Source organism: Limosilactobacillus caccae (assembly GCF_900156885.1).
GTDB lineage: Bacteria > Bacillota > Bacilli > Lactobacillales > Lactobacillaceae > Limosilactobacillus > Limosilactobacillus caccae.
Map to the genome: position 1 here is coordinate 84,826 of NZ_FTOY01000004.1, position 21,293 is coordinate 106,118.

The following is a 21,293-nucleotide window of genomic DNA, read 5'->3' on the forward strand; positions in this document are numbered from 1 at the left end:
TCCTTACTCAAGTTCTTTTGCTGATACTTTTAATGAATGTTTCAAAATAAATGGTGCTAAAACAGTTGCTACAATAATCACGGTAATTACGTCGGAGTAATACATCGACGATAATAGGTGGGCATTGTACCCAATCTGGGCCGTAATCAATCCCATCTCACCACGAGCGACCATCCCACTACCAACAACATAGGAACTTGGCGTGCTAAAGCCAGAGAGTTTTGCCCCGGCACCACAACCAAGCAGCTTGGTAAGGCAGGCGAGAATCGTCATGATGATCACGAAGAAGATTGACTTGTCGATATTATCAAAGCTCATGTTTAACCCAACGCTGACAAAGAACAGTGGAATAAACATTGCGTAACCAATCGGTACAAATGAGCGGTCAACCACTTCTTTGTGCTTGGAGTTAGCAACAGCGATTCCGGCAAAGAAGGAACCAACCGCACCACTTAAGCCGACGTAATCAGCAATGGCGGCCATCCCTAAACAGATGATCATCGCCATCACGGAGGTCGACGCAACCGTCAACATCTTACTACTTGCGTGAATCAAGTATGGGGCAAGCCACCGAATCAGCAGGTATGTCCCACCAAAGAAGGCAACCTGCATCAATAGGATAATTCCCAGGGAGTGACCACCACCGTGACCGCTTGAAGCATTGCTCCCGTTGATCACACTGATCATCACACTCAATAGGATAACCCCGATGATATCATCGGCAACCGCGGCCCCTAAAATCGTGGCCCCTTCGCGACTATCGAGCCGTTTGAATTCCCGCAAAACCGCGACGGAAATACTAACTGACGTGGTCGCAAAGATTACCCCGATAAATAGTGACTCTAGCTTAGTGAAGCCAAAGGCATAACTCGCTGGTGCCATCACCGCAATCGGGATCACGACCCCGACGATCGCAACGATGACCGCTGGCTTCAGGTACTTTTTAAGTAGTGAAAGGTCACTTTCGAGTCCGGCGATGAACATTAGGATAATAACCCCAATTTCTTGGAACTCGTTCATCATCGTATTAAGGTGAACCCAGTCCAATACCGCCGGCCCGGCCACAATCCCGACCAAAATCTGCCCAATGACTTCGGGGATTTCTACCCGTCGACAAAAGTGGGCAACGATTTGGGTCGCGAGCAGCAAGCCCGCTAACACTGCAATAAATTCCATGCTTTTTCTCCCTTCATCTGTCTAAAAACTACATATAGAGTAAATTGTACCATAATTGTTTTTCCAATCCGCACTTCTTAATTGCTTCTTACTAGGATTATAATAATTGTGGAACTATTTACGTGGAGGAGAAGAAATTGAGTACCAATCAAGTAGCTGTTAAACGGGCAAGCGATATCTTACGTCGACCCAACTTCACCGCCTTTACCGGCATTATTTTTAAGGGAATCATTACTGGCTTGGTCACCGGTCTTATCGTCAGCGTCTTCCGCTGGATTATCGACCACACCATGCAGGGACTTTACATAATCTACCCGCTAATGGCAGGCCATCCCCTCCTACTGATCCCTTACATCTTATTGACCCTCTTAATCGTCTGGCTGCTCAGCCGGATCCTTAAGCCTGCATTGACGGACCTTGTCGGCTCGGGGGTGCCGCAAATTGAGGCCATTCTACTAAACGAACACCAGATGAATGCCCGCGATATTCTTTGGCGAAAGTTTATCGGGGGTCTCCTCGCTATCTGCCCAGGTCTCTTTCTCGGGCGGGAAGGGCCGTGTATCCAGATGGGGGCCTGTGTCGGGCAAATTTGCAGCGAGCAATTTAATAGTAGTCAGCGGGAAAAACGGCTCTTACTAGAATGTGGGGTGGCCGCAGGGCTAGCGGCGGCCTTTAGTGCGCCCCTTGCCGGGGTAATTTTTCTCGTCGAAGAAATCACCTTTGATTTCCACCCTAAGGCTTGTGTCACCGCGCTTGCCGCTGCAATCTCAGCTGACTTTGTGACCATCCTCTTCTTTGGCACTAATCCCTGCCTTTACCTCCCCTTGCAAGCAAACCTTCCCCGGGCAAGTTATGGCTGGTTATTGGTACTAGGAATTATAATCGGTGTCCTCTCGTTTGGCTACCAATATGTCTTGTTAAACCTTAAATGGTGGTTTAGTAAGCTGAAATTCCCCCACATCTACCACAGCGTTATCCCGCTCTTATTAGTCATCCCCATCGGGTTGTGGAATCCCCGGATCCTTGGGGGAAGCCATAACTTTGTCACCACGGTTACGACTTTGACAACAAATCAACCATGGCTAAAGCTGCTTGGCATTTTACTTATCTTTTTAATCATCCGCTTTGTCTTCTCAATGGTTAGTTACGGGGCTTCTGTTCCCGGCGGAATTTTCATGCCAATCCTCGTCATCGGTTCCCTTCTCGGGGCGATTGCGGCTACCGTGATGATCCACTATCACATCATCCCGGCGAGTTGCTATCTGAATGTCATTGTGATTACCATGGCCGCCTACTTTGGTGCAATTGAAGAAGCCCCATTTACCGCCATCACCCTCTTGACCGAAATGGTTGGCTCAGTCGACCAGGTCCTGCCAATGGCGATTTTGACCTTCGTCGCCTATGTCACCAGCAGCTTACTCGGTGGCGCACCGATCTACGAGTCATTGCGAAAAGAATCGTTTCCAAAGTAATGAAAAAGCCCTAGTACCTGACGAGATGGTACTGGGGCTTTCTATTTTCTCTTAACTAAGCCGCCTGGCGGACTCGAACCGCCGACCTCATCCTTACCATGGATGTGCTCTACCTAGCTGAGCTAAGGTGGCAATTGTAGTATAGCGAAGAAATCACGACAAAAGCAAGAAAAAGCAGGTAAACTTACCCGCTTTTTCTTGCTTTTTTACCAGCCCAATTCATCAGCGTTAGCCGGGGCAGCTAACTTACCAGCAGCTAACTCGATAAAGGCGCGATCCATTATTGAAAATGCCCTAGTCAATTCTTCTTCAGTAATAACTAGCGGTGGTTGGAAGCGCAAGATACTGCCCCGCAGGCTAATAATAATTGCGCCCAGTTCAAAGATCCGGTACATCAACTTGGTGGTGGCTACCGGATCACCCTTCCCTGTAGCGGGATCAATAATATCAATCCCCCCATCAAGGCCGTACATCCGAACATCCCCAATAAACGGAAACTTCTCTTGTTCTTCTTTAAAGAAGGCGGCAGCTTTTTGCCCAAGCTTTTGTGAACGCTCAAGTAAGTGTTCGTCTTGAATAACGTCGAGCGTCGCATTAGCGGCAGCGGTCGTAATTGGGTTACCGGCAGTCGTGTAGACATTTGCCGGGGCAGCAAGGGATTCCATAATCTCCTTACGCCCAATCATTGCACTCAGTGGCAAGCCAGATGCCAGCGATTTACCAACGGACATTAAATCCGGTTCAATGCCAAAGTGTTGGATTGACCACCACTTGCCTGTCCGCCCCATTCCCTGGTTGACCTCATCAACTGCAAAGAGAATTCCGTGCGCTTTAGCAAAATCATAAATCTTTTGCATGTAAGCAGGTGGCGTCTTGACAATTCCCCCATCGCCCTGAATTGGTTCGATCAAAATTGCTGCAACATCATCTGCTGGCAAGTAAGTTTCAAACGGCAGCTTAAAGTTCTTAAACATTCGGTCGACAAATTCATCTTCACTCTCGTTAGCGAGCCGTTCCCAGGGACTGGGGAATGGCACCTTGACTACTCCTGGTAGCATCGGCCCCATCTTCCGCGCCATGTTTAGCGAAACGGCGGACAAACTCATCGACCCGTAAGTTGAGCCGTGATAGGCTCCGGTAAAGGAAACAATATATTGACGGCCCGTATAGCCACGGGCAAATTTGATGATGGCATCATTAGCATCTGAACCGGAATTGCCCCACACAACTTCAACCGGTCCAGTCATCGGTGCCAGCTTCGCAAGTCGTGGTGCTAACCGCGCTGCCTGCGAATTGGCAAAGTATGCTGGTGTATATTGAATTAACTTGGCGGCCTGGTCCTGGATTGCCTTGACAATTTGTGGATGAGCGTGACCCGTATTGGTCGAACTCGCACTAGCAAGTAAGTCAAGATAGTCACGGCCCTCAATGTCAGTCACAATTGCCCCTTGTCCATGATCAAGAACGATATCATAGTATTTAATCCGTGCTGCGGTCGCGAACGCAGCGTTTTCTCTTTTTAGTACTTCATTATTGTTTTTCTCCATCATTTTGACCGCCTACTTTCTTTGCCATTGTCGAATGTCTCATCCCGTAGACAAAATAAATAATTAAGCCCAGGATGAACCAAATACCGGCATAAAGCTTTGCCTGGTAGTCAAGGCCCATAAAGACAAGCAGGGACGCAAGGAAGCCAAGTGCTGGTAAGACAGGGTAGAACGGCACCTTAAATGATGGATCGGGAATATCCTTTCCTTCCCGCCGTCGTAGTGCGTAAATACCAAGTGAAACGAACATGAAGGCAATCAATGTCCCAGCAGAAATCAATTGTGACAAGAACGCAAATGGGAAGAAAGCCCCGATCAAAACAGCGACAATTGTTAGTGTCCATAGCGCGTTATTCGGCCGCTCACTACTATCAAGCTTGCCCAACCACTTTGGTAACATTCCGTCCCGACCAAAGGAATAAATCAGTCGTGAACCGGCCATGCTCATCCCAATCAATGCGGTAAACATTCCCACAACCGCAATTGATTGAACAACCGCTGCAACCCCACCATGATGGGCAGCACGTAATGCAAGGCCAACCGGTTCAGCACTGTTAGCATATTCTTGGTATGGCAGAACACCGATTAACACCAGACTAACAGCGATAAAGAGGATAACTGCAATCAAAAGTGACCCTAAAATTCCGCGTGGCATTGTCTTTTGCGGATTGATCGCCTCTGCAGAATTAGCAGCAATCGAATCAAAACCGATGTAGGAAAGGAAAATCATCGAAACACCGGCATAAATCCCCTGCCAGCCCCCAAAGGCACCATTAGCAGTCTCATGGTATTGCGGGATAAACGGTGTGAAATTAGCCGCCTTAATCGCGGTCATCCCCACAAAGATAAATAGTAAGATCGCAAATACTTTTAAGATAACAAGGAGATTTTCAACCCGGGCTGCCCGTGAAGCGCCGCGGGAAATCAAGGCCGCAACCAACACAATCACAAGAACGGAAACTAAGTCGACAATCCCGCCATCAGTCCCGAAGGCATTAGATAATGCCGCCGGAAGTTTCAGTCCTAACGGTGCCAGCAACGCCCGAAAGTTTGCGGAAAGGCCGGAACCCACAAAGGCTAACGCGATGAAATATTCCGCCAGTAGTGCCCAGCCGGCAACCCAGCCAAAAAATTCCCCGAAAACAACATTGATCCAGGAATAAGCTGACCCAGCAAAGGGCATCGCCGCCGCCATCTCCGCATAGGCAAAGGCAACGAGTCCCGCAACTACCGCGGCGATTATAAATGAAATCACGACAGCTGGTCCGGTATGCATCGCGGCCACCTCACCTGGAAGAGTGAAAATGGAGGTCGACACAATTGTCCCCACACCTAAAGCTAAAAAGTCCCGAACCTTCAAAGATCGAACTAAGTGACCGTCTTTTTTGTTATAAACACGCGGGTCTTCTTTACGTGTGATTGTTTTCCAAAAACTCATAATCATCCTCCTTTTCTCTCCATAATTAAATTTTGATTAGAATTATAAGAAAATCTTTAATTCATTCTACCAAGCTGTTTCTTGTAGGTCAAACGATTATTTAAACTTTGATTAAGAAACCGTTTTCTTGTAAACAACGGGCGCACGCGCTTTTTTATTGCCATAATGCTAGCCTTAATTTGATAAACACCAGCCGTTAAATCACAAGGTAATGATTAAAAGCTCATTAGTAACCTTTCGTTCTCTCCCTCACCGGGAGTAGAATAAGGGTAACTACTTTCGAAAGGAATGATCCTAATGCTCTCACCCGCAGAAATTCGTTACGCGGTTAAGGTGATGCGGCAAAAATTTCCCGATGCTGGCACAACACTGGTTGCTGACACAAACTACCACTTCTTACTAGCAACCATTCTCAGTGCCCAGTCAACTGACCAATCCGTCAACGAAATCACCCCCGCGCTCTTTGCCCGTTTCCCGCTCCCTGCCGACCTAGCAAGTGTCGAACCCGCTGACGTTGAACCGTATATCAAGCGTCTCGGCCTCTACCGCAACAAGGCAAAGTTTCTCGTCAACTGTTCCCGCCAGCTTGTCACGGACTTCAATGGTGAAGTTCCCCATACCCTTAAAGAGTTGACCAGCCTGTCCGGGGTTGGGCGCAAAGTCGCTGATGTCGTCTTAGCGGAATGTTTTAATATTCCCGCCTTTCCCGTTGATACCCACGTCAGCCGGGTGGCTCGCCGGCTGCAAATGGTTGACCCTAAAGCTAGCGTACTGCAAATTGAAAAGAAAATGATGGCGTCTATCCCTGCAGAACACTGGCTTGATGCTCACCATAGCATGATCTTTTGGGGCCGTTACCAATGCATGGCACGTAACCCACGATGCGCAGATTGCCCCCTCTTATCAATTTGCAAGACAGGTCAAGACAATGTGATGTAACTCCTTACCCTTGGTTGCCCGTTTATGATATTCTTTGGGTAAATTTAATAAGGGGGCATTGAAATGACTGACTCACTTAAACCTCATCAATATGTTGGCAATGGCTTTAGTGCTTTCGGCGGGGAGTTGAAGGTGCTACTAACTTATGAGGATAAAGAGATTAAGGATCTTCAAGTCATTGAACAGCATGAGTCCGAAACGGGGAAATGGGCTCTTGACGACCTACCAGGCAAAATCGTGGCGGCAAACAGCGCTGACGTCGATGGGATTACTGGCGCCTCAGCAACAAGTCGGGCAATCAAAGAGGCGACTGCTGATGCACTAGTAAAAGCCCGCCAAAACAAAAAATGAGACTGAAATTCAGTCTCATTTTTTATTTTGGCGCCCGTTCACGACTAAGGACGTAAGTTATTACCCAGGAAATAATTAGGAAAACAATTACGACCAAGTATGGTAGGTGGTAGTTTACATCAAGCAGGTAGCCGCTCAATAGTGGACCAACAATATTACCGACACTCGTCAGCGACATGTTAATCCCGTTTAATAGTCCCTGGTTAGTTTTACTCATCTTTGTCAATAAGGTCGTAATTGCCGGGCGCAACAGGTCAAAGGCCTCAAAAACAAACAGGGTCGCAACAATAATTACCCAGTGCCGGCGGTCATAAATGATCATCACCGTTCCGATAACACTAAGTAAAAAGCTATAGCGAATTAGTTTAATTTCACCAATCCATAGGACTAAGCGGTCAAAGAGAAACACCTGTAAAATCAGAGAAATAATTCCGTTCAGTGTCAAGACAAGGGCAATCGCCCCGAGGTCAAAATTATGGACCTCATTTACGTACAGGCTATAAATGCTTTCAAAGCCGGCAAGGCCAAACGCCGCAACAAAGATCATCCCAAATAACGTTATCAACGTCGGCGTCATAATCTTTTTAACCTGGCCCCAGCCACTCTTAAGCAACTGCCGCTCCGGATTTTTCGTCTCGCTCTTAAAGCGGGCATCATCATCGCTTGGCAAAAAGCGCCAGGCAATTACCATGCTGATTAATCCCAGCACACCAGCAACCCAAAACGGGAACTTATAACTAACACTCGCTAGGATTCCTCCTAGTCCTGGGCCAAGAATCAAGCCCCCGCTAAAGGCAGCTGATAGCCAGCCAATCACTTTTGCCCGTTGTGCCTCGGTCGTAATATCAGCGGCTAAGGCCATCGAGGTCGGGACAAACATCGCTGCCGACAGGCCATCAACTGCCCGGGAAAAATCAAAGAGCCACAAGTGTTGGGCCGCCGCAAAAACAAACTCTGCTAAAGCAAAGATGAACAGCCCCCACACCAGCATCGGCTTCCGCCCAATCCGGTCTGACCACTGGCCAACAAGTGGCGATGCAACGAACTGTACAAAGGCAAAGAGTGATGACATTACCCCCATGTCAAAAGCAGTGAAGTGGTATTCATTTTTAATGAATGGCATGACAGGGAAGATAAGGCTCATCCCCAAGCAGATGAGGAACTCACAAAAAAGAACAACGCCAACGATCCGCTTAACTTCTTTTGTCATTTTCTTCTTTCCTTTCGTAATTTTTCCATAATAAAGAGGCTGGGAATAGACTCAGCCTCTTTGCTATTTTAAAGATATTAATGTTACAGCGCGGTAGCTGGCTGGATTCTGACCGTTGATAAATCAACGCTCAGAACACCTAGCCATCCTCGCGGGGGTTCGAAGACAAAGTCCAAAATCAAGATTTTGGACTTTTTTCTCACTCCCTTTTAACTAGCTGTTCTACTGTACCACGGAAAGATGACCATTGCCAACTTAATGCTTACTTAGTCGTTTGCTGTTAAGCTTTCCTGATACTTTTCCTTAATGAAGTCGGCAGAGGTCTGCAACTTCTTTAATTCTTCGGGCGTTAAGTCGAGCTGCGCTTGCTCAACGATCCCGTCACGACCAACGACCGCGGGGTATGACAAGTAAACGCCGTATTCTTCACGGTAATTCGATACTGGCATTTCAGTCAGTGAATCAGAAAGGATTGCGTTAACGAGCTTAACCGCTGCGGTTGCGACCCCATAGTTGGTGTACTTCTTCCCCTGGAAGACTGTCCACCCACCCATTCGAGCTTCCTTGTCTAATTCCTCTAGGTCCAAGCCCTTCTTGTCAGCAATTGCCGTTAATGGTTTGCCAAGAACCCGGACTGTTGACCACGCCGTAAACTGGGAATTTCCGTGCTCACCAAGGTTATAGCCCGCTACTGAACGAGGGTCTAAGTGAAGACGTTGGGCGACTGCCCGTTTCATCCGTGCAGAATCCAGCAAAGTCCCGGTGCCGATAACGTGACTCTTCGGTAAGCCCGTAATCTTCTGGTAGAGTGAGGTGATAACATCAACGGGGTTCGTGATGGCAACGATCTTCCCGTTAAAGCCACTATCCTTAATCTTTTGGGCAACCTCTTTGACTGCTTTCCGGGTAAATGGTAATTCTGCAAACCGGTCAGCATTAGGGTTATCCTGTAATTTAATGTTCCCAAGGGCTGAAACTACCACATCAGCGTCTTTCAATGCACCGTAATCGTTGACGGTAATATTTGTATGGAACGGCAAGTTCGCCATTGCATCATCAAAGTCGAGGGCATCAGCCTTAACTTTCGCTTCATTCTTATCAATCAATACCAGTTCATCTGCGAACCCCATTGCAACAATGTAGTGAGCAACTGTTGAACCCACATTACCCATGCCGATAACGCCTACTTTTCGTGTCATTTACCAAAACTCCTTTCAGTTGGTCTATCTTTCTCATTCGTTTTTAATGTTATCATAATTCATTTTTAATTACTAGTAGTAAAAAAAGCTGATGACGTGACGAAGCCATCAGCTTTTTTTGCAATAAATTTTTGATTTACCACGGGAAACAAGTTAAGAAGGTAGCAAAACTGAAGAAGATTCCGGGAAAGTTTGCCCAAAAGACTGGCCAATCCCGGTCTTTTTTAAAGTAAGCATAGATACTCCATAAGCTACAGTTAACACCGGCAACAAAGGGTTGCAGAGGTGCCGCGTAACTACCATGTAAGTTGTTGTAGATTTGCGCAATGTAAGAAATGTACATTAAAATGGCAATTACACTGGCGATTTTTCCTAACCAACTGATAAACTTCGTTTCATTCATTTTCTTAAACCTCTTTTTTCTATTCCGTTGCTGCTTGTAGTGCTAGTGCAAAGTCACCAATTGTGGCTGATCCGTTATTTTTAGCGAGGGGCATCGTGATGTATTCGTCAACATCACCAACATCAACATAATTATTTAATAGCTTCTTAAATTCATGGCGAACCTTCTTTAAGAATTCTTCACTTACAACCCCACCACCGAAGACGATTTGGCCGGGTCTAAACATCAAAGTTGCGTCAAGGGCCGCTTGGGCAACATAGTAAGCCATGATATCCCATACATGGTCGGTAAGCGGAACATCTTTCCCCTTCTTACCAGTCCGCGCTTCAAAGGTTGGGCCACTAACTAATCCTTCTAGGCAATCGCCATGGAATGGGCAAATTCCCTTAAAGTCAAGGTCGTCTGGGTGCCGCTTTAAGCGAATGTGTCCCATCTCAGGGTGGCCTAACTCACCGACAAACTTACCATCGATAACGCAGCCAGCACCGACCCCCGTTCCAATCGTGTAATAAACCAGGGAGTGGATCCGCTTATTAAAGAGGGTCGACAATACGTATTCCCCGTAAGCCGAACCATTAACATCCGTTGTCCAGGCAATTGGAATATTGAACGCCTTTTTCAACGTACCGACAAAGTCAACATCTTGCCAGCCCTTCTTTGGCGTGTTAGTAATGTAACCATACTTCGGGGAGCTCCGCCGAATTTCAATCGGCCCAAAGGAGGCAACCCCAATTGCACTTAAATTATCAAATTGCTTAAAGAAATCAATACACTTTTGCAGGGTTTCTTCGGGGGTCGTGGTTGGAATATGGATTGATTCTTGAACTTGATAGTTAATATTGCCAACTGCACAAACAAATTTGGTCCCGCCCGCTTCAATACTTCCTAATAACATATTATCGCCTCATTTTCGTTAATCGTTCTTTGCCATCTTTGTCCGTAATTGCTTACCAACTTCTTCATAGCCCGGCTTACCGAGCAGGCCAAACATGTTGGTCTTATATGCTTCAACACCCGGTTGATTAAACGGGTTAATCCCGTTTAAGTAGCCAGAAATACCCATGGCCACTTCAAAGAAGTAGATCAAATAACCGAGGGTGTATTCATCTTCTTGTGGGATGTGCACCGTCATTACTGGAACACCACCGTCAGTGTGGGCAGCGACAACCGCTTCATAAGCCTTAGTATTAACGTAGTCCATTGACTTCCCTTCAAGATAACCAAGGCCATCCAAGTTGTCTGGTTCGGTTGGAATTTTCACGTCATGGTTTGGCTTATCAAGCTTAACGACCGTCTCCATTAAGAAACGGCGCCCTTCTTGGATATACTGTCCAAGGGAGTGGAGGTCTGTCGTGAAGTTGGCACTTGATGGGTAAATTCCCTTTTGGTCCTTCCCTTCAGACTCCCCAGCCAATTGTTTCCACCATTCGGCAAACATCCGCATGTTGGGTTCGTAGTTTTCTAGCAGTTCAGTCTCGTAACCCTTGCGGTATAAGATGTTCCGGTAGGCAGCATATTGGTAAGCTTCGTTCTTACTCAAATCAGCGTCCGCAAAGTCCTTCTCCGCTTGGGCCGCCCCGGCCATCAACTTGTCAATATCGGCACCAGATGCAGCAATCGGCAACAGGCCAACTGGGCATAATACTGAATAACGACCACCGACACCATCAGGAATAACAAAGCTCTCGTAGCCGTGAGCGTCAGCCTCCGTCTTCAAAGCCCCCTTGGCTTTGTCAGTTGTCGCGTAAATCCGCTTATTCGCTTCATCTTCCCCGTACTTAGCGATTAATTTCTTCTTCAAAATCCGAAAAGCAATCGATGGCTCGGTTGTCGTCCCTGACTTGGAGACGATATTAATTGAGAAGTCCTTATCGCCAATCAGTTCAAGGAGGTCATGCACATAGGTAGAGCTTAGTGAATTGCCCGCAAATACTACCAGTGGGTACTGCCGATCTGCCGCCTTCTGTGCTTGATAGAAGGTATTATGCAAGAAATCAATTGCCATTTGGGCACCGAGATAAGAACCACCAATTCCAATAACAACTAAAATCTCTGAGTCTGCCTGGATCTTCTTGGCAGCCTGCTTAATCCGGGCGAATTCTTCTTTATCATATTCTGTTGGGAGATGCAGCCAGTCCCGAAAATCGGCGCCAGCACCAGTCCCATTACGTAGTTCATCATCAGCAGCGTTTACCATTGCTTGCATTTCGCCCAATTCATTATCATGGACAAATTGTTTTAACCCTTGTGTATCTAATGAAACATATGACATCATCAAAACTTCTTTCCTTCTTAATTTTCAATTCAAGACAGCGCTTACTTCATTTGACGGTTATATGTTACCGCTTCCAAAATATATGTCAACCGGTTAACATTTCACTTTTACTAAACCATTTTATTATCACAACGTTTTACTTTACCTATTTTTAGTAATTTAAATTGCAGACCGTTTTGCCAAAAAAATTTTATTTTTTGGTGAAAATGATATAATTTGACTAATATTAACCGGATTTTAAGTGAGTGAATTATGAAAAACAATATAAAGCTAGACGACGTTGCCAAAGAAGCGGGGGTGTCAAAAACAACCGCCTCCCGCGTCTTAAACCACCGTGGCTACCTCAGCAAAGAGACGATTGCCAAAGTACAACAGGCAATGATTAAGCTAAACTACCGGCCAAATACCATTGCCCGGCAACTGTATAAACAGCAGACGAAACTAGTCGGGCTAATTTTCCCCACAATTAATAACCCTTTTTTCGGCCAACTAGCGAACGAATTAGAGCAGTTGCTTTACCAGCAAGGCTATAAGGTCCTCGTCGGTAATAGTGGAAACGACCCCGCTAAAGAGGAAAGTTACCTTCATCAGCTCCTCGAAAGACAAGTTGATGGCTTAATCGTGGGGGCACATAATCAAGGATTGCCAGAATACCACCACCCCAACCTACCAATTGTGGCGATTGACCAAAAAATGAATGACGACATTCCAGTGGTTTCCTCGGATAATTATCAGGGCGGTGTGCTGGCGACTCAGCGTCTGCTTGACGATGGCTGTAAGTGCATCATCCACACCAACGGGCCGCTAAACTTTATCTCCCCTACCCAGAACCGCCGTCTCGCCTACCAGGATGTCCTCGCTAAAAATAAACTAACCCCCATCACCTACCGTACAGACTTTTGCTGGTCGAACGAAAAAAAGAAGGAAACTTTCCGCCAAATTTTCCGGGACCACCCAGAAGTTGATGGAATCTTCGCTGCTAACGATACTGACGCCTGCCTAATTATTAGTGTCGCCGCGGAGTTCCACAAGCAAGTCCCCACTGACCTCAAAGTTGTTGGCTATGATGGCGCTGCAATGACGACGGTGCTCGCCCCGCAGCTAACCACTATCCAACAGCCCATCAGCCAACTCGCCACCGTGGCTACCCAGATTTTGCGAGCAAAGATTGAGAAAAATGAGAATAGCAAATCCGTTACCTTGCCGGTGAAAATCCACAACGGGACGACTGCTTAGCGGCCGTTCCATTTTATTTTAAAAGAAAAATTAAAAAGTTGTTGACAAAAATGAGAGAATCATTATAATGAAATGCATAATAATTAATTGAACGTTAAAACATATCGAAAAGCAGAGTAAGTATTGAACCTTTTAAGAGAGCTCCTGGTTGGTGAAAAAGAGTAAGGATAGGTGCTGAAGATGGGCTTGGAATGGTATCGATGATTGTTAGTCGATAACGGGTTAGCACACGTTACTAGTGCTAGGTAATTCTAATATTTTTATTAGAGCTACCTACTGAGGTTAGGTCTGTGAGGGCCTAACAAACAAAGGTGGTAACGCGAAGCACTCGTCCTTTTAGTCAAAGGGCGAGTGCTTTTTATTTACTAACATTAACGTTCAATTAACAGTAGCAATTATTCATAAGATGAAAGGGAGAATTTATTATGAGAAGACGTAAAAAGAAGAGAACAATCATTTGGCTTATCGTTGCCCTGGTAATTATTATTGCTGGTTACTTCAGCTTTGTGCGCCCGCAACAGCAAGCAAAAAGAACGGTGACTGTCGGGATTATGGCGGGCTCCAAGCAAGATGACCGAATTTGGGAATCAGTAAGTAAAACCGCCAAGGACAAGTACAATGTCACGTTAAAATTCAAGCGGTTCACCGATTACAACCAGCCAAACAAGGCCTTGGAAAATGGCGACGTTGACCTTAACGCATTCCAACACAAGCTATTCCTCGATACCTGGAATAAGGCACACAAGACTGACATCGTTTCCGTCGGTGACACATTCATCACTCCAATCCGTCTTTACTCCAAGCAGTACAAGAGCGTCAAAGACATTCCTGATGGCGGAACAATTGCCGTCCCTAACGATGCGTCAAACGAATCACGGGCCTTATTCGCATTAAAGAACGCTGGGTTGATCCAATTAAAGAAGGGAACCAAGCTGGCCACCGTTAGCTCAATTTCGAAGAACCCAAAGGACCTTAAGATTAAGGAATTGGCTGCCGATCAAACTGCCCGTTCACTAGACAATGTCGATGCCGCAGTGATCAACACCAACTATGCCCAGGCTGCCGGGATCAACTACAAGAGCGCAATCTTCGTTGAACCAGTCAACAAGGACTCTAAGCAATGGGTAAACATCATTGCCGCCAAGAAAGACGAGCAAAACAACAAGATTTACAAGGATGTTGTCCGTGCTTACCAAACCGAAAAGACAAAGCAAGAAATTAAGAAGAACTACGGGACCGCGGAAATTCCTGCCTGGGACCTTAACTTCAATAAATAAGGAGGATTAATATGGCAGACCCAATTATTGATTTAAGTAATATCAGCGTAACTTTTAAGCAGGGCAAGCAAGTAGTCCACGCTGTCAAGGATGTAACCATCGAGATTAACAAGGGCGACATTTACGGCATCGTCGGTTACTCCGGTGCCGGCAAGTCCACTTTAGTGCGAACCATTAACCTCCTCCAGGCGCCTAGCGAAGGAACGGTGACGATTGACGGCACGACCTTTTTCAAGGACCACCGCCAGCAAATTTCCAACAAAGAGTTACAAGAAAAGCGACGGAACATCGGGATGATCTTCCAGCACTTCAACCTCTTAAATGAAACTTCGGTAATCGAAAATGTCCTGTTCGCCCTCAAGCACAGCAAGCTCGATGACGACGCGCAAGAAAAAAAGGCATTAGAATTACTCGACTTGGTAGGGCTAAAAGATAAGGCTGAGTTCTACCCCGTGCAGTTATCCGGTGGGGAGCAGCAGCGGGTTTCCATCGCCCGGGCGCTTGCTAATGACCCGGAAATCTTAATTTCTGATGAGGCAACCTCCGCACTGGACCCCCAAAATACTAACCAGATTTTGGACCTGCTGAAGGACTTAAATAAGAAACTCGACCTGACAATCATTCTTATCACCCATGAAATGGACGCCGTGAAGCGCGTTGCCAATAAGATTGCCGTGATGGAATACGGGCAGATTATCGAACGTGGCCCCCTGCAAAAAGTATTCTTGCAGCCACAACAAGAGCTTACCCGCCAATTCGTTGGTGGTTCGCTTGCCGCCATCGACACCTTGAAGGCATTTGACCTTGAGCACCTCGCTGACGACCAGGAGTTGCTGCAACTGGTTTATGACGCGGGAAATGTTACAAAGTCAATCATCATCGAGCTGTACAAGGAGCTGCAAGTAGAAGTAAGTATGCTCTACGGAAACGTCGAAGTCCTTGCTGGCTCACCCGTCGGCACCCTCTTCGTCGTGATTAAGGGCGCTCCTGATAAACGGCAGCAGGCAATTGACTTCTTGAGGAATAATAACGTTACAGTAACAAAGATTGATGATCGGAGGATTTGGAATGAATAATATTATACCGAACGTAATTCAACTTGGTTGGGGCGGCGACAACGGCTGGGGAACCTCAATTCTCCAAACCATTTACATGACCTTCTGGCCGGCCGTCTTTGGTGGCATCTTAGGACTAATCTTCGGGGTGGCGCTCGTTGTCACTGAACCAGGAGGGATTTTAGAAAACCGGATCGCCTTTAGCATCGTTGACAAGGTCGTCTCTGTCTTCCGAGCAATCCCATTTATCATCTTGCTGGCCTTCATTGCCCCCTTCACCCAGTTAATCGTCGGCACCCAGATCGGGACAACTGCCGCTTTAGTTCCCCTTTCAATCGGTGTCTTTGCTTTTTATGCCCGGCAGGTCCAAGTGGCATTAGAAAGTGTTGACCACGGGAAGGTTGAAGCCGCCCAGGCCATCGGTTCAACAAACTGGGACATCATCGTTGACGTTTACCTACGGGAATCACGGTCAGAGCTAATCCGGGTTTCGACCGTTACCCTAATTAGCCTGGTCAGTCTAACGGCAATGGCTGGGGCCATCGGTGCTGGTGGCCTCGGGAACACTGCCATTTCATACGGTTACGACCGCTTCAACAATGACGTTACCCTTGTCGCAACTCTGCTGGTCCTTTTATTTGTGCTAATTATCCAAGTAATTGGGGACCTACTCGCCAAGAAACTTAACCACCAAGACCGGTAATTAAAATCAAGGAGGGCTTACCAATGTTAGCAAACGAAAAGATTAAAGTACTGCAGGACCTGATTCAAATCAACTCTGTTAACGGGAACGAAGACAAGGTCGCTCACTATCTCCAATCCCTGCTGCAAAGTCACGGAATCGCAACGCGGGTTGACGAGTTTGGTGACCACCGTGCCAACTTAATTGCTGAAATCGGTCAGGGAACCGACTCCCGCGTGCTCGGGTTAACCGGGCACCAGGACACTGTCGCAACTAGTAATCTCGACGCTTGGCAATACCCTCCTTTCAGCGGGACGGTTGTTGGCGACCGGATTTACGGCCGTGGTTCGACTGACATGAAGAGTGGGCTCGCCGCCCAGGCATTAGCGCTGATTGAACTTGCTGAAAGCAACGAACTACCGCGCGGGAGAGTCCGCTTCATCGCGACTGCCGGCGAAGAATTAGGAACCCTCGGCGCCAACCGCTTAGAAAAGCAAGGAATCGCTAAGGACTTATCCGCCCTGATCGTCGGTGAACCAACCGGCGGTAACGTTGTCTTCGCTCATTCCGGTAGCATCAACTATCAAGTCACTAGTACCGGGAAAACGTGTCACAGTTCAAACCCCAGCCAAGGGATTAACGCTATTCAGGGCTTGATCAAGTTTGTCGAAGAAGAAGCCCACCTCTTTGATGACGGGACAGATGACCCGTACCTCGGCAAAGTCCAGCACAGCATTACTGTTTTCAATGGTGGGGACCAGGTTAACATGATCCCTAATAGTGCAACCCTTGAGGGAAATATTCGCCCAACGGCAGCCTTTAATAACGACCAAATCATTGCACGTCTTGAGGCCGCACTCGACTACCTTAACGCGACTACGCCTTACCAGCTTGAGCTAAATATCTTCCACAACTTCCGACCAATTGCGACGGCGCCGGATGACCGTTTTGTTGAGATTGCCTTTAATTCATCACAAGCAAATGCCCCGCAAGACGTTAAGAAGAGTATTATCAACGGCGCAACTGACGCCAGCATCTTTACCCTGCACCGGCCAGACCTCCCTGTCGTAATTCTCGGTTGTGACGCCTGGAACCGCGCGCATAAAATCAACGAATACACTACGGTTTCTAGTTATCTCGCCACAATTGATACTTACAAGCAAATTGCGCAAAATTACTTTGCCTAAAAACGACATAGCTACCGTGGTTGGGGATAAATACTAAAAAAAGAGGATGAGAAAAATGAACTTTTCTCATCCTCTTTTATTGTACTGCCAGCTAAGGGCGTGCTGTTTCTAATGGAATTGCATCCCACCATCGACAATAATTGTTTGCCCAGTAATGTAGTCAGAATCTGGACCAGCAAGGAAGCCAACCGCGTTAGCAACGTCTTCTGGTTCGGATAACCGCTTCAAGGCAATGTTCTTGGCGAAGGTTTCCATCCCCCATTCATCGCTCTTACCAGCGTTTTGCCCTACTTGGTGAGCAATGTCGAACATCATTGGGGTCTTAACAATCCCTGGTGCATAGGCGTTAACCGTGATCTTTTCTTCCGCAAGATCCCGTGCGGCCACCTGGGTAATCCCCCGGATCGCAAACTTAGTCCCGGAATAAAGGGCCAAGTTCGGGTTACCAACAACCCCTGCTTGTGAGGTGGCGTTGATAATCTTCCCACCGTGGCCCAACTTCTTAAAGGCCTGGTGAGCTGCTTGAATGCCCCATAAGACACCACCAACGTTAACACTGTAAACCTTGTCGAATTGTTCTGGCGTAATCGTATCAATCGGCGTCGTTGGTCCTAAACCGGCGTTGTTAACAATGACGTTTAAGTCACCCAGTTCATTAACCGTCTTGTCAACAGCAGCAAAGACCGCATCGCGATCAGAAACATCGGCAACGATTGGCAGGGCCTTAACGCCCTTCTTTTCAAGTTCAGCAGCGACTTCTGCTAACTTATCATTGTTTAATGCAACTAAGGCAATATCAAAGCCATCATTGGCAAGCCGTTCAGCAATTGCCTTTCCAATTCCTTGACTCGCACCAGTTACTAAAGCTACTTTATTTGCCATTGTGAAAAACCTCTTTCCAAGTTTAAACTTGCACATCGTCTTTAGTATACGGTTAAATGATCAGCACTTGCAAGAGCTTTCACAAAGCCTTAAAAAGATTAAGCTAAGGCCCCCTGCTTCATTAATTTCTCCTAAGTAATTTGGGCCGATTTCTTACTAAAATATAAGCTGAAAAATAGTTACTTTTTGCACAGAAATGTTATACTGGAGGTGTTGAAAGCGATAACAGAATTATTGAAAGGTAGGGTGTTTATCATGATGTCATTATTAAGTAACGTAATTGCTGTTGTTAGTTTTGTCGGACTCGTTTTAGCTTCAGCCGCTAATTTAATTGCTGGTGGTAAGCACCAGATGTAACGACTACCGATTAGATAGTAAAATGACTAGCTAACCAAATTCCTACGCCAAATAAGGATTTTGTTAGCTAGTCATTTTTATTTAAATAACGCGCGGTATTCGTCGTAGCCTTCTTCTGCCAACTGAGCAACTGGCACAAAGCGGAGCGCAGCGGAATTAATGCAGTAGCGCAAGCCACCCCGGTCAAGCGGCCCATCGGTAAAGACGTGGCCAAGGTGCGAATTAGCTTGCTTACTCCGCACTTCCGTTCGTTCCATGCCAAACGATTGGTCGCGTTTTTCTTTCAGAACCCGTTTTTCAATCGGCTTGGTAAAGGACGGCCAGCCACAACCGGCATCATACTTATCAAGCGACGAAAACAGGGGCTCACCACTAACCACCTCAACATATATTCCCGGCTCATCAAAGTGGTCATACTTCCCAGTAAATGGGCGTTCTGTTGCTGCCTCCTGGGTAACGGCATATTGAATTGGCGTTAGTCGTTTACGTAAGTTTTGCTCATCCATTAATCAGCGCCTCCCCGTCTATTAGTATTCTAAATTATACTGTTTTGACCGCGGTAGCGCTAATTTATTGCTTGGCCTTATGCAAGTTGCCCCTTCCACCGGTGGGTCATTTCCCAGGAAATAATTTGAACAACCCCTGCGCATACCAAGGTTAACCCCATCGTCAAAATGGTCCCCCATAAGATTGGGACTACCTGCTGGCTCTGCAAGCCTTCGAATAATAAATCACCGAGCCCGCCAGCATTAATGGTGGCCGCAATTGTTGCCATCGCCATTGTCGAGGCCAGGGCGACTTGGATCCCGCTAAAAACGGATGGTAAGGCTAGCGGTAATTGAACCCGCCAAAACACTTGCCGGTGGGTCATCCCCATCCCCCTTGCGACTTCCACGAGATTAGGGTCAACTTCTTGAATTCCCGTAATAAAGGACCGTAGCAAAACATACTCCGCATACACCGTCAAAACAATCACCGCTGTCCGCATTCCCAGGCCAGAAATGGGTAATAGCATCGCAAAGAAGGCAAAGCTCGGGACGGAATATAGCAGGGAAAAGAAATATACTAGTCCCTGCAACCACTTCTTCTTGCGCATAAAAACTAATACAATCACCATTGCAATCAAGAGAGCAAGCCCGAGTGATGTCAGGACCATGATTGCGTGTTGTTCGGTCTCATAAATCAAAGTGGGACCATTTTCTTGCCAATACTCAATCATGGTAATGCCCCCACAAGTTCTGATTTTGTTGGACGGTCCCTAAGAGATCGGCAACAAATTCAGTCGCCGGATGGGCTACTATTTCTTCGGGAGTCGCAAATTGTTCGATCTGTCCCTCATGCATGATTAATACCCGTTGACCGAGGAACAACGCTTCGTTAATATCATGGGTCACAAACATAAAGGTTTTATCGGCTAGCGATTCATGAATCCGTTTGACCTCTTTTTGTAGTTCTAACCGGGTAAGAGCATCGAGGGCCCCAAATGGTTCATCAAACAAAACATAGGGCGGATTAGTCGCCAGTGCCCGGGCAACCCCGATTCGCTGTTGCTGGCCACCGGAAAGCTGTTGTGGATAGCGATCGACATAATCTTTAGGCGCAAGTTGAACTAAGTTAAGCAGTTCGGTTACCCGCTGGTCAATCCTTTCTTGGTCCCACTTCAACATCTGTGGAACCACCGCAATATTTTGCCCGACAGTCATATGGGGGAATAAGCCGATTTGCTGAACGACGTAGCCCATATGACGCCGAAGCTTAACCAAGTCAAGGTCAGTAATTGTTTGTCCGTCAATCCGAATTGTCCCGGCGCTCGGCTTAATTAACCCATTGATCATTTTTAAGGTGGTCGTCTTGCCCGATCCAGATGAGCCAAGGATTGTTACTAACTCTCCCTGATTCACCGTAAAGGAAAGGTCTGGAATAACAACTTCATTGCCAAAGGCCTTCTTGACGTGTTCAAATTGAATAACTGCTTTGGTCATGTTGCTGAACCCTCCTAATCAATAAGTCAAAACTAAGCATCGCGATTAACGACAATAAGGCAACACTAACGCCACCGATTACCACATAGGTCATGTCGTAGAGGCCGAGGCCAGTAAAAATCAACGTGCCCAGTCCCCCGGCCCCGATATACGTCGCCAAGGTCGCACTCGCGATAATTTCTACTAACGCTAATTTAATCCCATTTAAAATATACGGGAGGGCGAGCGGAATTTCGATTTGCCGTCGCAACTGGCGCTGGTCCATCCCTAATGCGCGGCCGACCTCTTCATAAAGCGGGCTCACCTCGTTAAAGCCTAAAATGGTATTGACTAATAATGGCGGTAAAGCTAAGACCACCAAGGCAATCAAGGCGGGAACTACCCCCGTCCCGATAAAGGGAATTAACAAGAATAGTAATGCCAGGCTAGGGATGATCCGCAATCCCTGGGCAAAGGCAACACAAAAAGTCGCCACCGTCTTAACTCGTGAGCCAAGATAGCCAAGCGGCAGCGCAATTACCATTGAAATTAGCAAGGCCGTTGCGGAGAGAACAATATGTTGCCAAACATAGTGGAGGTATTGTCCCCCATCGCTTTGAAAATAATTAATTATTTGACCAAGCAT

21 protein-coding genes, 1 tRNA gene and 1 other annotated feature are annotated in these 21,293 nt (G+C 46.8%); of the genes, 8 read left to right on the plus strand and 14 right to left on the minus strand.

Going from position 1 to position 21,293, the window contains the following annotated elements:
- Positions 1-3: 3 nt before the first annotated feature.
- Positions 4-1,176 (minus strand): cation:proton antiporter, encoded by a 1,173-nt coding sequence (locus CZ502_RS00460; protein WP_076459171.1) that lies wholly within the window; start codon positions 1,174-1,176, stop codon positions 4-6.
- 137 nt (positions 1,177-1,313) lie between these two features.
- Here CZ502_RS00460 and CZ502_RS00465 point away from each other — a divergent pair, with 137 nt between their 5' ends.
- A complete protein-coding gene (locus tag CZ502_RS00465; protein ID WP_076459172.1) occupies positions 1,314-2,648 on the plus strand; it encodes a ClC family H(+)/Cl(-) exchange transporter in 1,335 nt (444 codons plus the stop codon).
- 58 nt (positions 2,649-2,706) lie between these two features.
- On the opposite strand, the gene CZ502_RS00470 is transcribed toward CZ502_RS00465, so the two are convergent.
- The 3 genes from CZ502_RS00470 to CZ502_RS00480 all read right to left on the minus strand — a co-directional run bounded on the left by CZ502_RS00470 (position 2,707) and on the right by CZ502_RS00480 (position 5,633).
- Positions 2,707-2,780 (minus strand) — tRNA-Thr (locus CZ502_RS00470).
- 74 nt (positions 2,781-2,854) lie between these two features.
- A complete protein-coding gene (locus CZ502_RS00475) occupies positions 2,855-4,195 on the minus strand; it encodes an aspartate aminotransferase family protein (RefSeq protein ID WP_076459173.1) in 1,341 nt (446 codons plus the stop codon).
- Positions 4,179-5,633, minus strand: a complete 1,455-nt coding sequence (locus tag CZ502_RS00480) for an APC family permease (protein ID WP_076459174.1) — start codon at positions 5,631-5,633, stop codon at positions 4,179-4,181. Before CZ502_RS00480 ends, CZ502_RS00475 begins: the two co-directional genes overlap by 17 nt.
- A gap of 297 nt (positions 5,634-5,930) precedes the next feature.
- Between CZ502_RS00480 and nth the strand changes: the two genes are divergently transcribed.
- Entirely contained in the window at positions 5,931-6,572 is a 642-nt protein-coding gene (nth, locus tag CZ502_RS00485; RefSeq protein WP_076459175.1) for an endonuclease III, read from the plus strand.
- A 63-nt stretch (positions 6,573-6,635) separates the two neighbouring features.
- Positions 6,636-6,923 (plus strand): FMN-binding protein, encoded by a 288-nt coding sequence (locus CZ502_RS00490; protein WP_076459176.1) that lies wholly within the window; start codon positions 6,636-6,638, stop codon positions 6,921-6,923.
- Between the two features lie 22 nt (positions 6,924-6,945).
- Here CZ502_RS00490 and CZ502_RS00495 read toward each other — a convergent pair whose 3' ends face one another.
- The 5 genes from CZ502_RS00495 to CZ502_RS00515 all read right to left on the minus strand — a co-directional run bounded on the left by CZ502_RS00495 (position 6,946) and on the right by CZ502_RS00515 (position 12,007).
- A complete protein-coding gene (locus CZ502_RS00495; RefSeq protein ID WP_076459177.1) occupies positions 6,946-8,133 on the minus strand; it encodes an MFS transporter in 1,188 nt (395 codons plus the stop codon).
- A gap of 266 nt (positions 8,134-8,399) precedes the next feature.
- Positions 8,400-9,332 (minus strand): L-lactate dehydrogenase, encoded by a 933-nt coding sequence (locus CZ502_RS00500; RefSeq protein WP_076459178.1) that lies wholly within the window; start codon positions 9,330-9,332, stop codon positions 8,400-8,402.
- 136 nt (positions 9,333-9,468) lie between these two features.
- Positions 9,469-9,735 (minus strand): SemiSWEET family transporter, encoded by a 267-nt coding sequence (locus tag CZ502_RS00505; protein WP_076459179.1) that lies wholly within the window; start codon positions 9,733-9,735, stop codon positions 9,469-9,471.
- 19 nt (positions 9,736-9,754) lie between these two features.
- Positions 9,755-10,630, minus strand: a complete 876-nt coding sequence (gene scrK / locus CZ502_RS00510; RefSeq protein WP_076459180.1) for a fructokinase ScrK — start codon at positions 10,628-10,630, stop codon at positions 9,755-9,757.
- 18 nt (positions 10,631-10,648) lie between these two features.
- Positions 10,649-12,007 (minus strand): glucose-6-phosphate isomerase, encoded by a 1,359-nt coding sequence (locus tag CZ502_RS00515; RefSeq protein ID WP_076459224.1) that lies wholly within the window; start codon positions 12,005-12,007, stop codon positions 10,649-10,651.
- 255 nt (positions 12,008-12,262) lie between these two features.
- On the opposite strand from CZ502_RS00515, the gene CZ502_RS00520 reads away from it, so the two are divergent.
- From CZ502_RS00520 to CZ502_RS00540, 5 genes are all read left to right on the plus strand, one after another.
- Positions 12,263-13,246, plus strand: a complete 984-nt coding sequence (locus tag CZ502_RS00520) for a LacI family DNA-binding transcriptional regulator (RefSeq protein WP_076459181.1) — start codon at positions 12,263-12,265, stop codon at positions 13,244-13,246.
- Between the two features lie 95 nt (positions 13,247-13,341).
- Positions 13,342-13,585: a binding site (T-box leader), on the plus strand.
- 86 nt (positions 13,586-13,671) lie between these two features.
- Positions 13,672-14,523 (plus strand): MetQ/NlpA family ABC transporter substrate-binding protein, encoded by an 852-nt coding sequence (locus tag CZ502_RS00525; protein WP_076459182.1) that lies wholly within the window; start codon positions 13,672-13,674, stop codon positions 14,521-14,523.
- Between the two features lie 11 nt (positions 14,524-14,534).
- Positions 14,535-15,599 (plus strand): methionine ABC transporter ATP-binding protein, encoded by a 1,065-nt coding sequence (locus tag CZ502_RS00530; protein ID WP_076459183.1) that lies wholly within the window; start codon positions 14,535-14,537, stop codon positions 15,597-15,599.
- Complete coding sequence (locus CZ502_RS00535) at positions 15,574-16,281, plus strand: methionine ABC transporter permease (RefSeq protein WP_076459184.1); 708 nt, start codon at positions 15,574-15,576, stop codon at positions 16,279-16,281. Before CZ502_RS00530 ends, CZ502_RS00535 begins: the two co-directional genes overlap by 26 nt.
- Positions 16,282-16,304: 23 nt before the next feature.
- The gene (locus CZ502_RS00540) at positions 16,305-17,447 is read left to right on the plus strand and encodes an ArgE/DapE family deacylase (protein ID WP_076459185.1); all 1,143 of its coding nucleotides are present in this window, start codon (positions 16,305-16,307) and stop codon (positions 17,445-17,447) included.
- Between the two features lie 108 nt (positions 17,448-17,555).
- On the opposite strand, the gene CZ502_RS00545 is transcribed toward CZ502_RS00540, so the two are convergent.
- The 5 genes from CZ502_RS00545 to CZ502_RS00565 form a co-directional block, all read right to left on the minus strand.
- Positions 17,556-18,329 carry a (S)-acetoin forming diacetyl reductase gene (locus CZ502_RS00545; protein WP_076459186.1) on the minus strand — a complete coding sequence of 258 codons (774 nt, stop codon included), beginning with the start codon at positions 18,327-18,329 and terminating at the stop codon, positions 17,556-17,558.
- A gap of 434 nt (positions 18,330-18,763) precedes the next feature.
- A complete protein-coding gene (msrB, locus tag CZ502_RS00550; RefSeq protein WP_076459187.1) occupies positions 18,764-19,192 on the minus strand; it encodes a peptide-methionine (R)-S-oxide reductase MsrB in 429 nt (142 codons plus the stop codon).
- Positions 19,193-19,269: 77 nt separating this feature from the next.
- On the minus strand, positions 19,270-19,905 hold the full coding sequence (locus tag CZ502_RS00555; RefSeq protein WP_076459188.1) for an ABC transporter permease: 636 nt from the start codon (positions 19,903-19,905) through the stop codon (positions 19,270-19,272).
- Positions 19,898-20,668: an ABC transporter ATP-binding protein gene (locus CZ502_RS00560; protein ID WP_076459189.1), complete on the minus strand. Its 771-nt coding sequence runs from the start codon at positions 20,666-20,668 to the stop codon at positions 19,898-19,900. The genes CZ502_RS00555 and CZ502_RS00560 overlap by 8 nt, the downstream gene beginning before the upstream one ends.
- Positions 20,643-21,293 (minus strand): ABC transporter permease, encoded by a 651-nt coding sequence (locus CZ502_RS00565; protein ID WP_076459190.1) that lies wholly within the window; start codon positions 21,291-21,293, stop codon positions 20,643-20,645. Before CZ502_RS00565 ends, CZ502_RS00560 begins: the two co-directional genes overlap by 26 nt.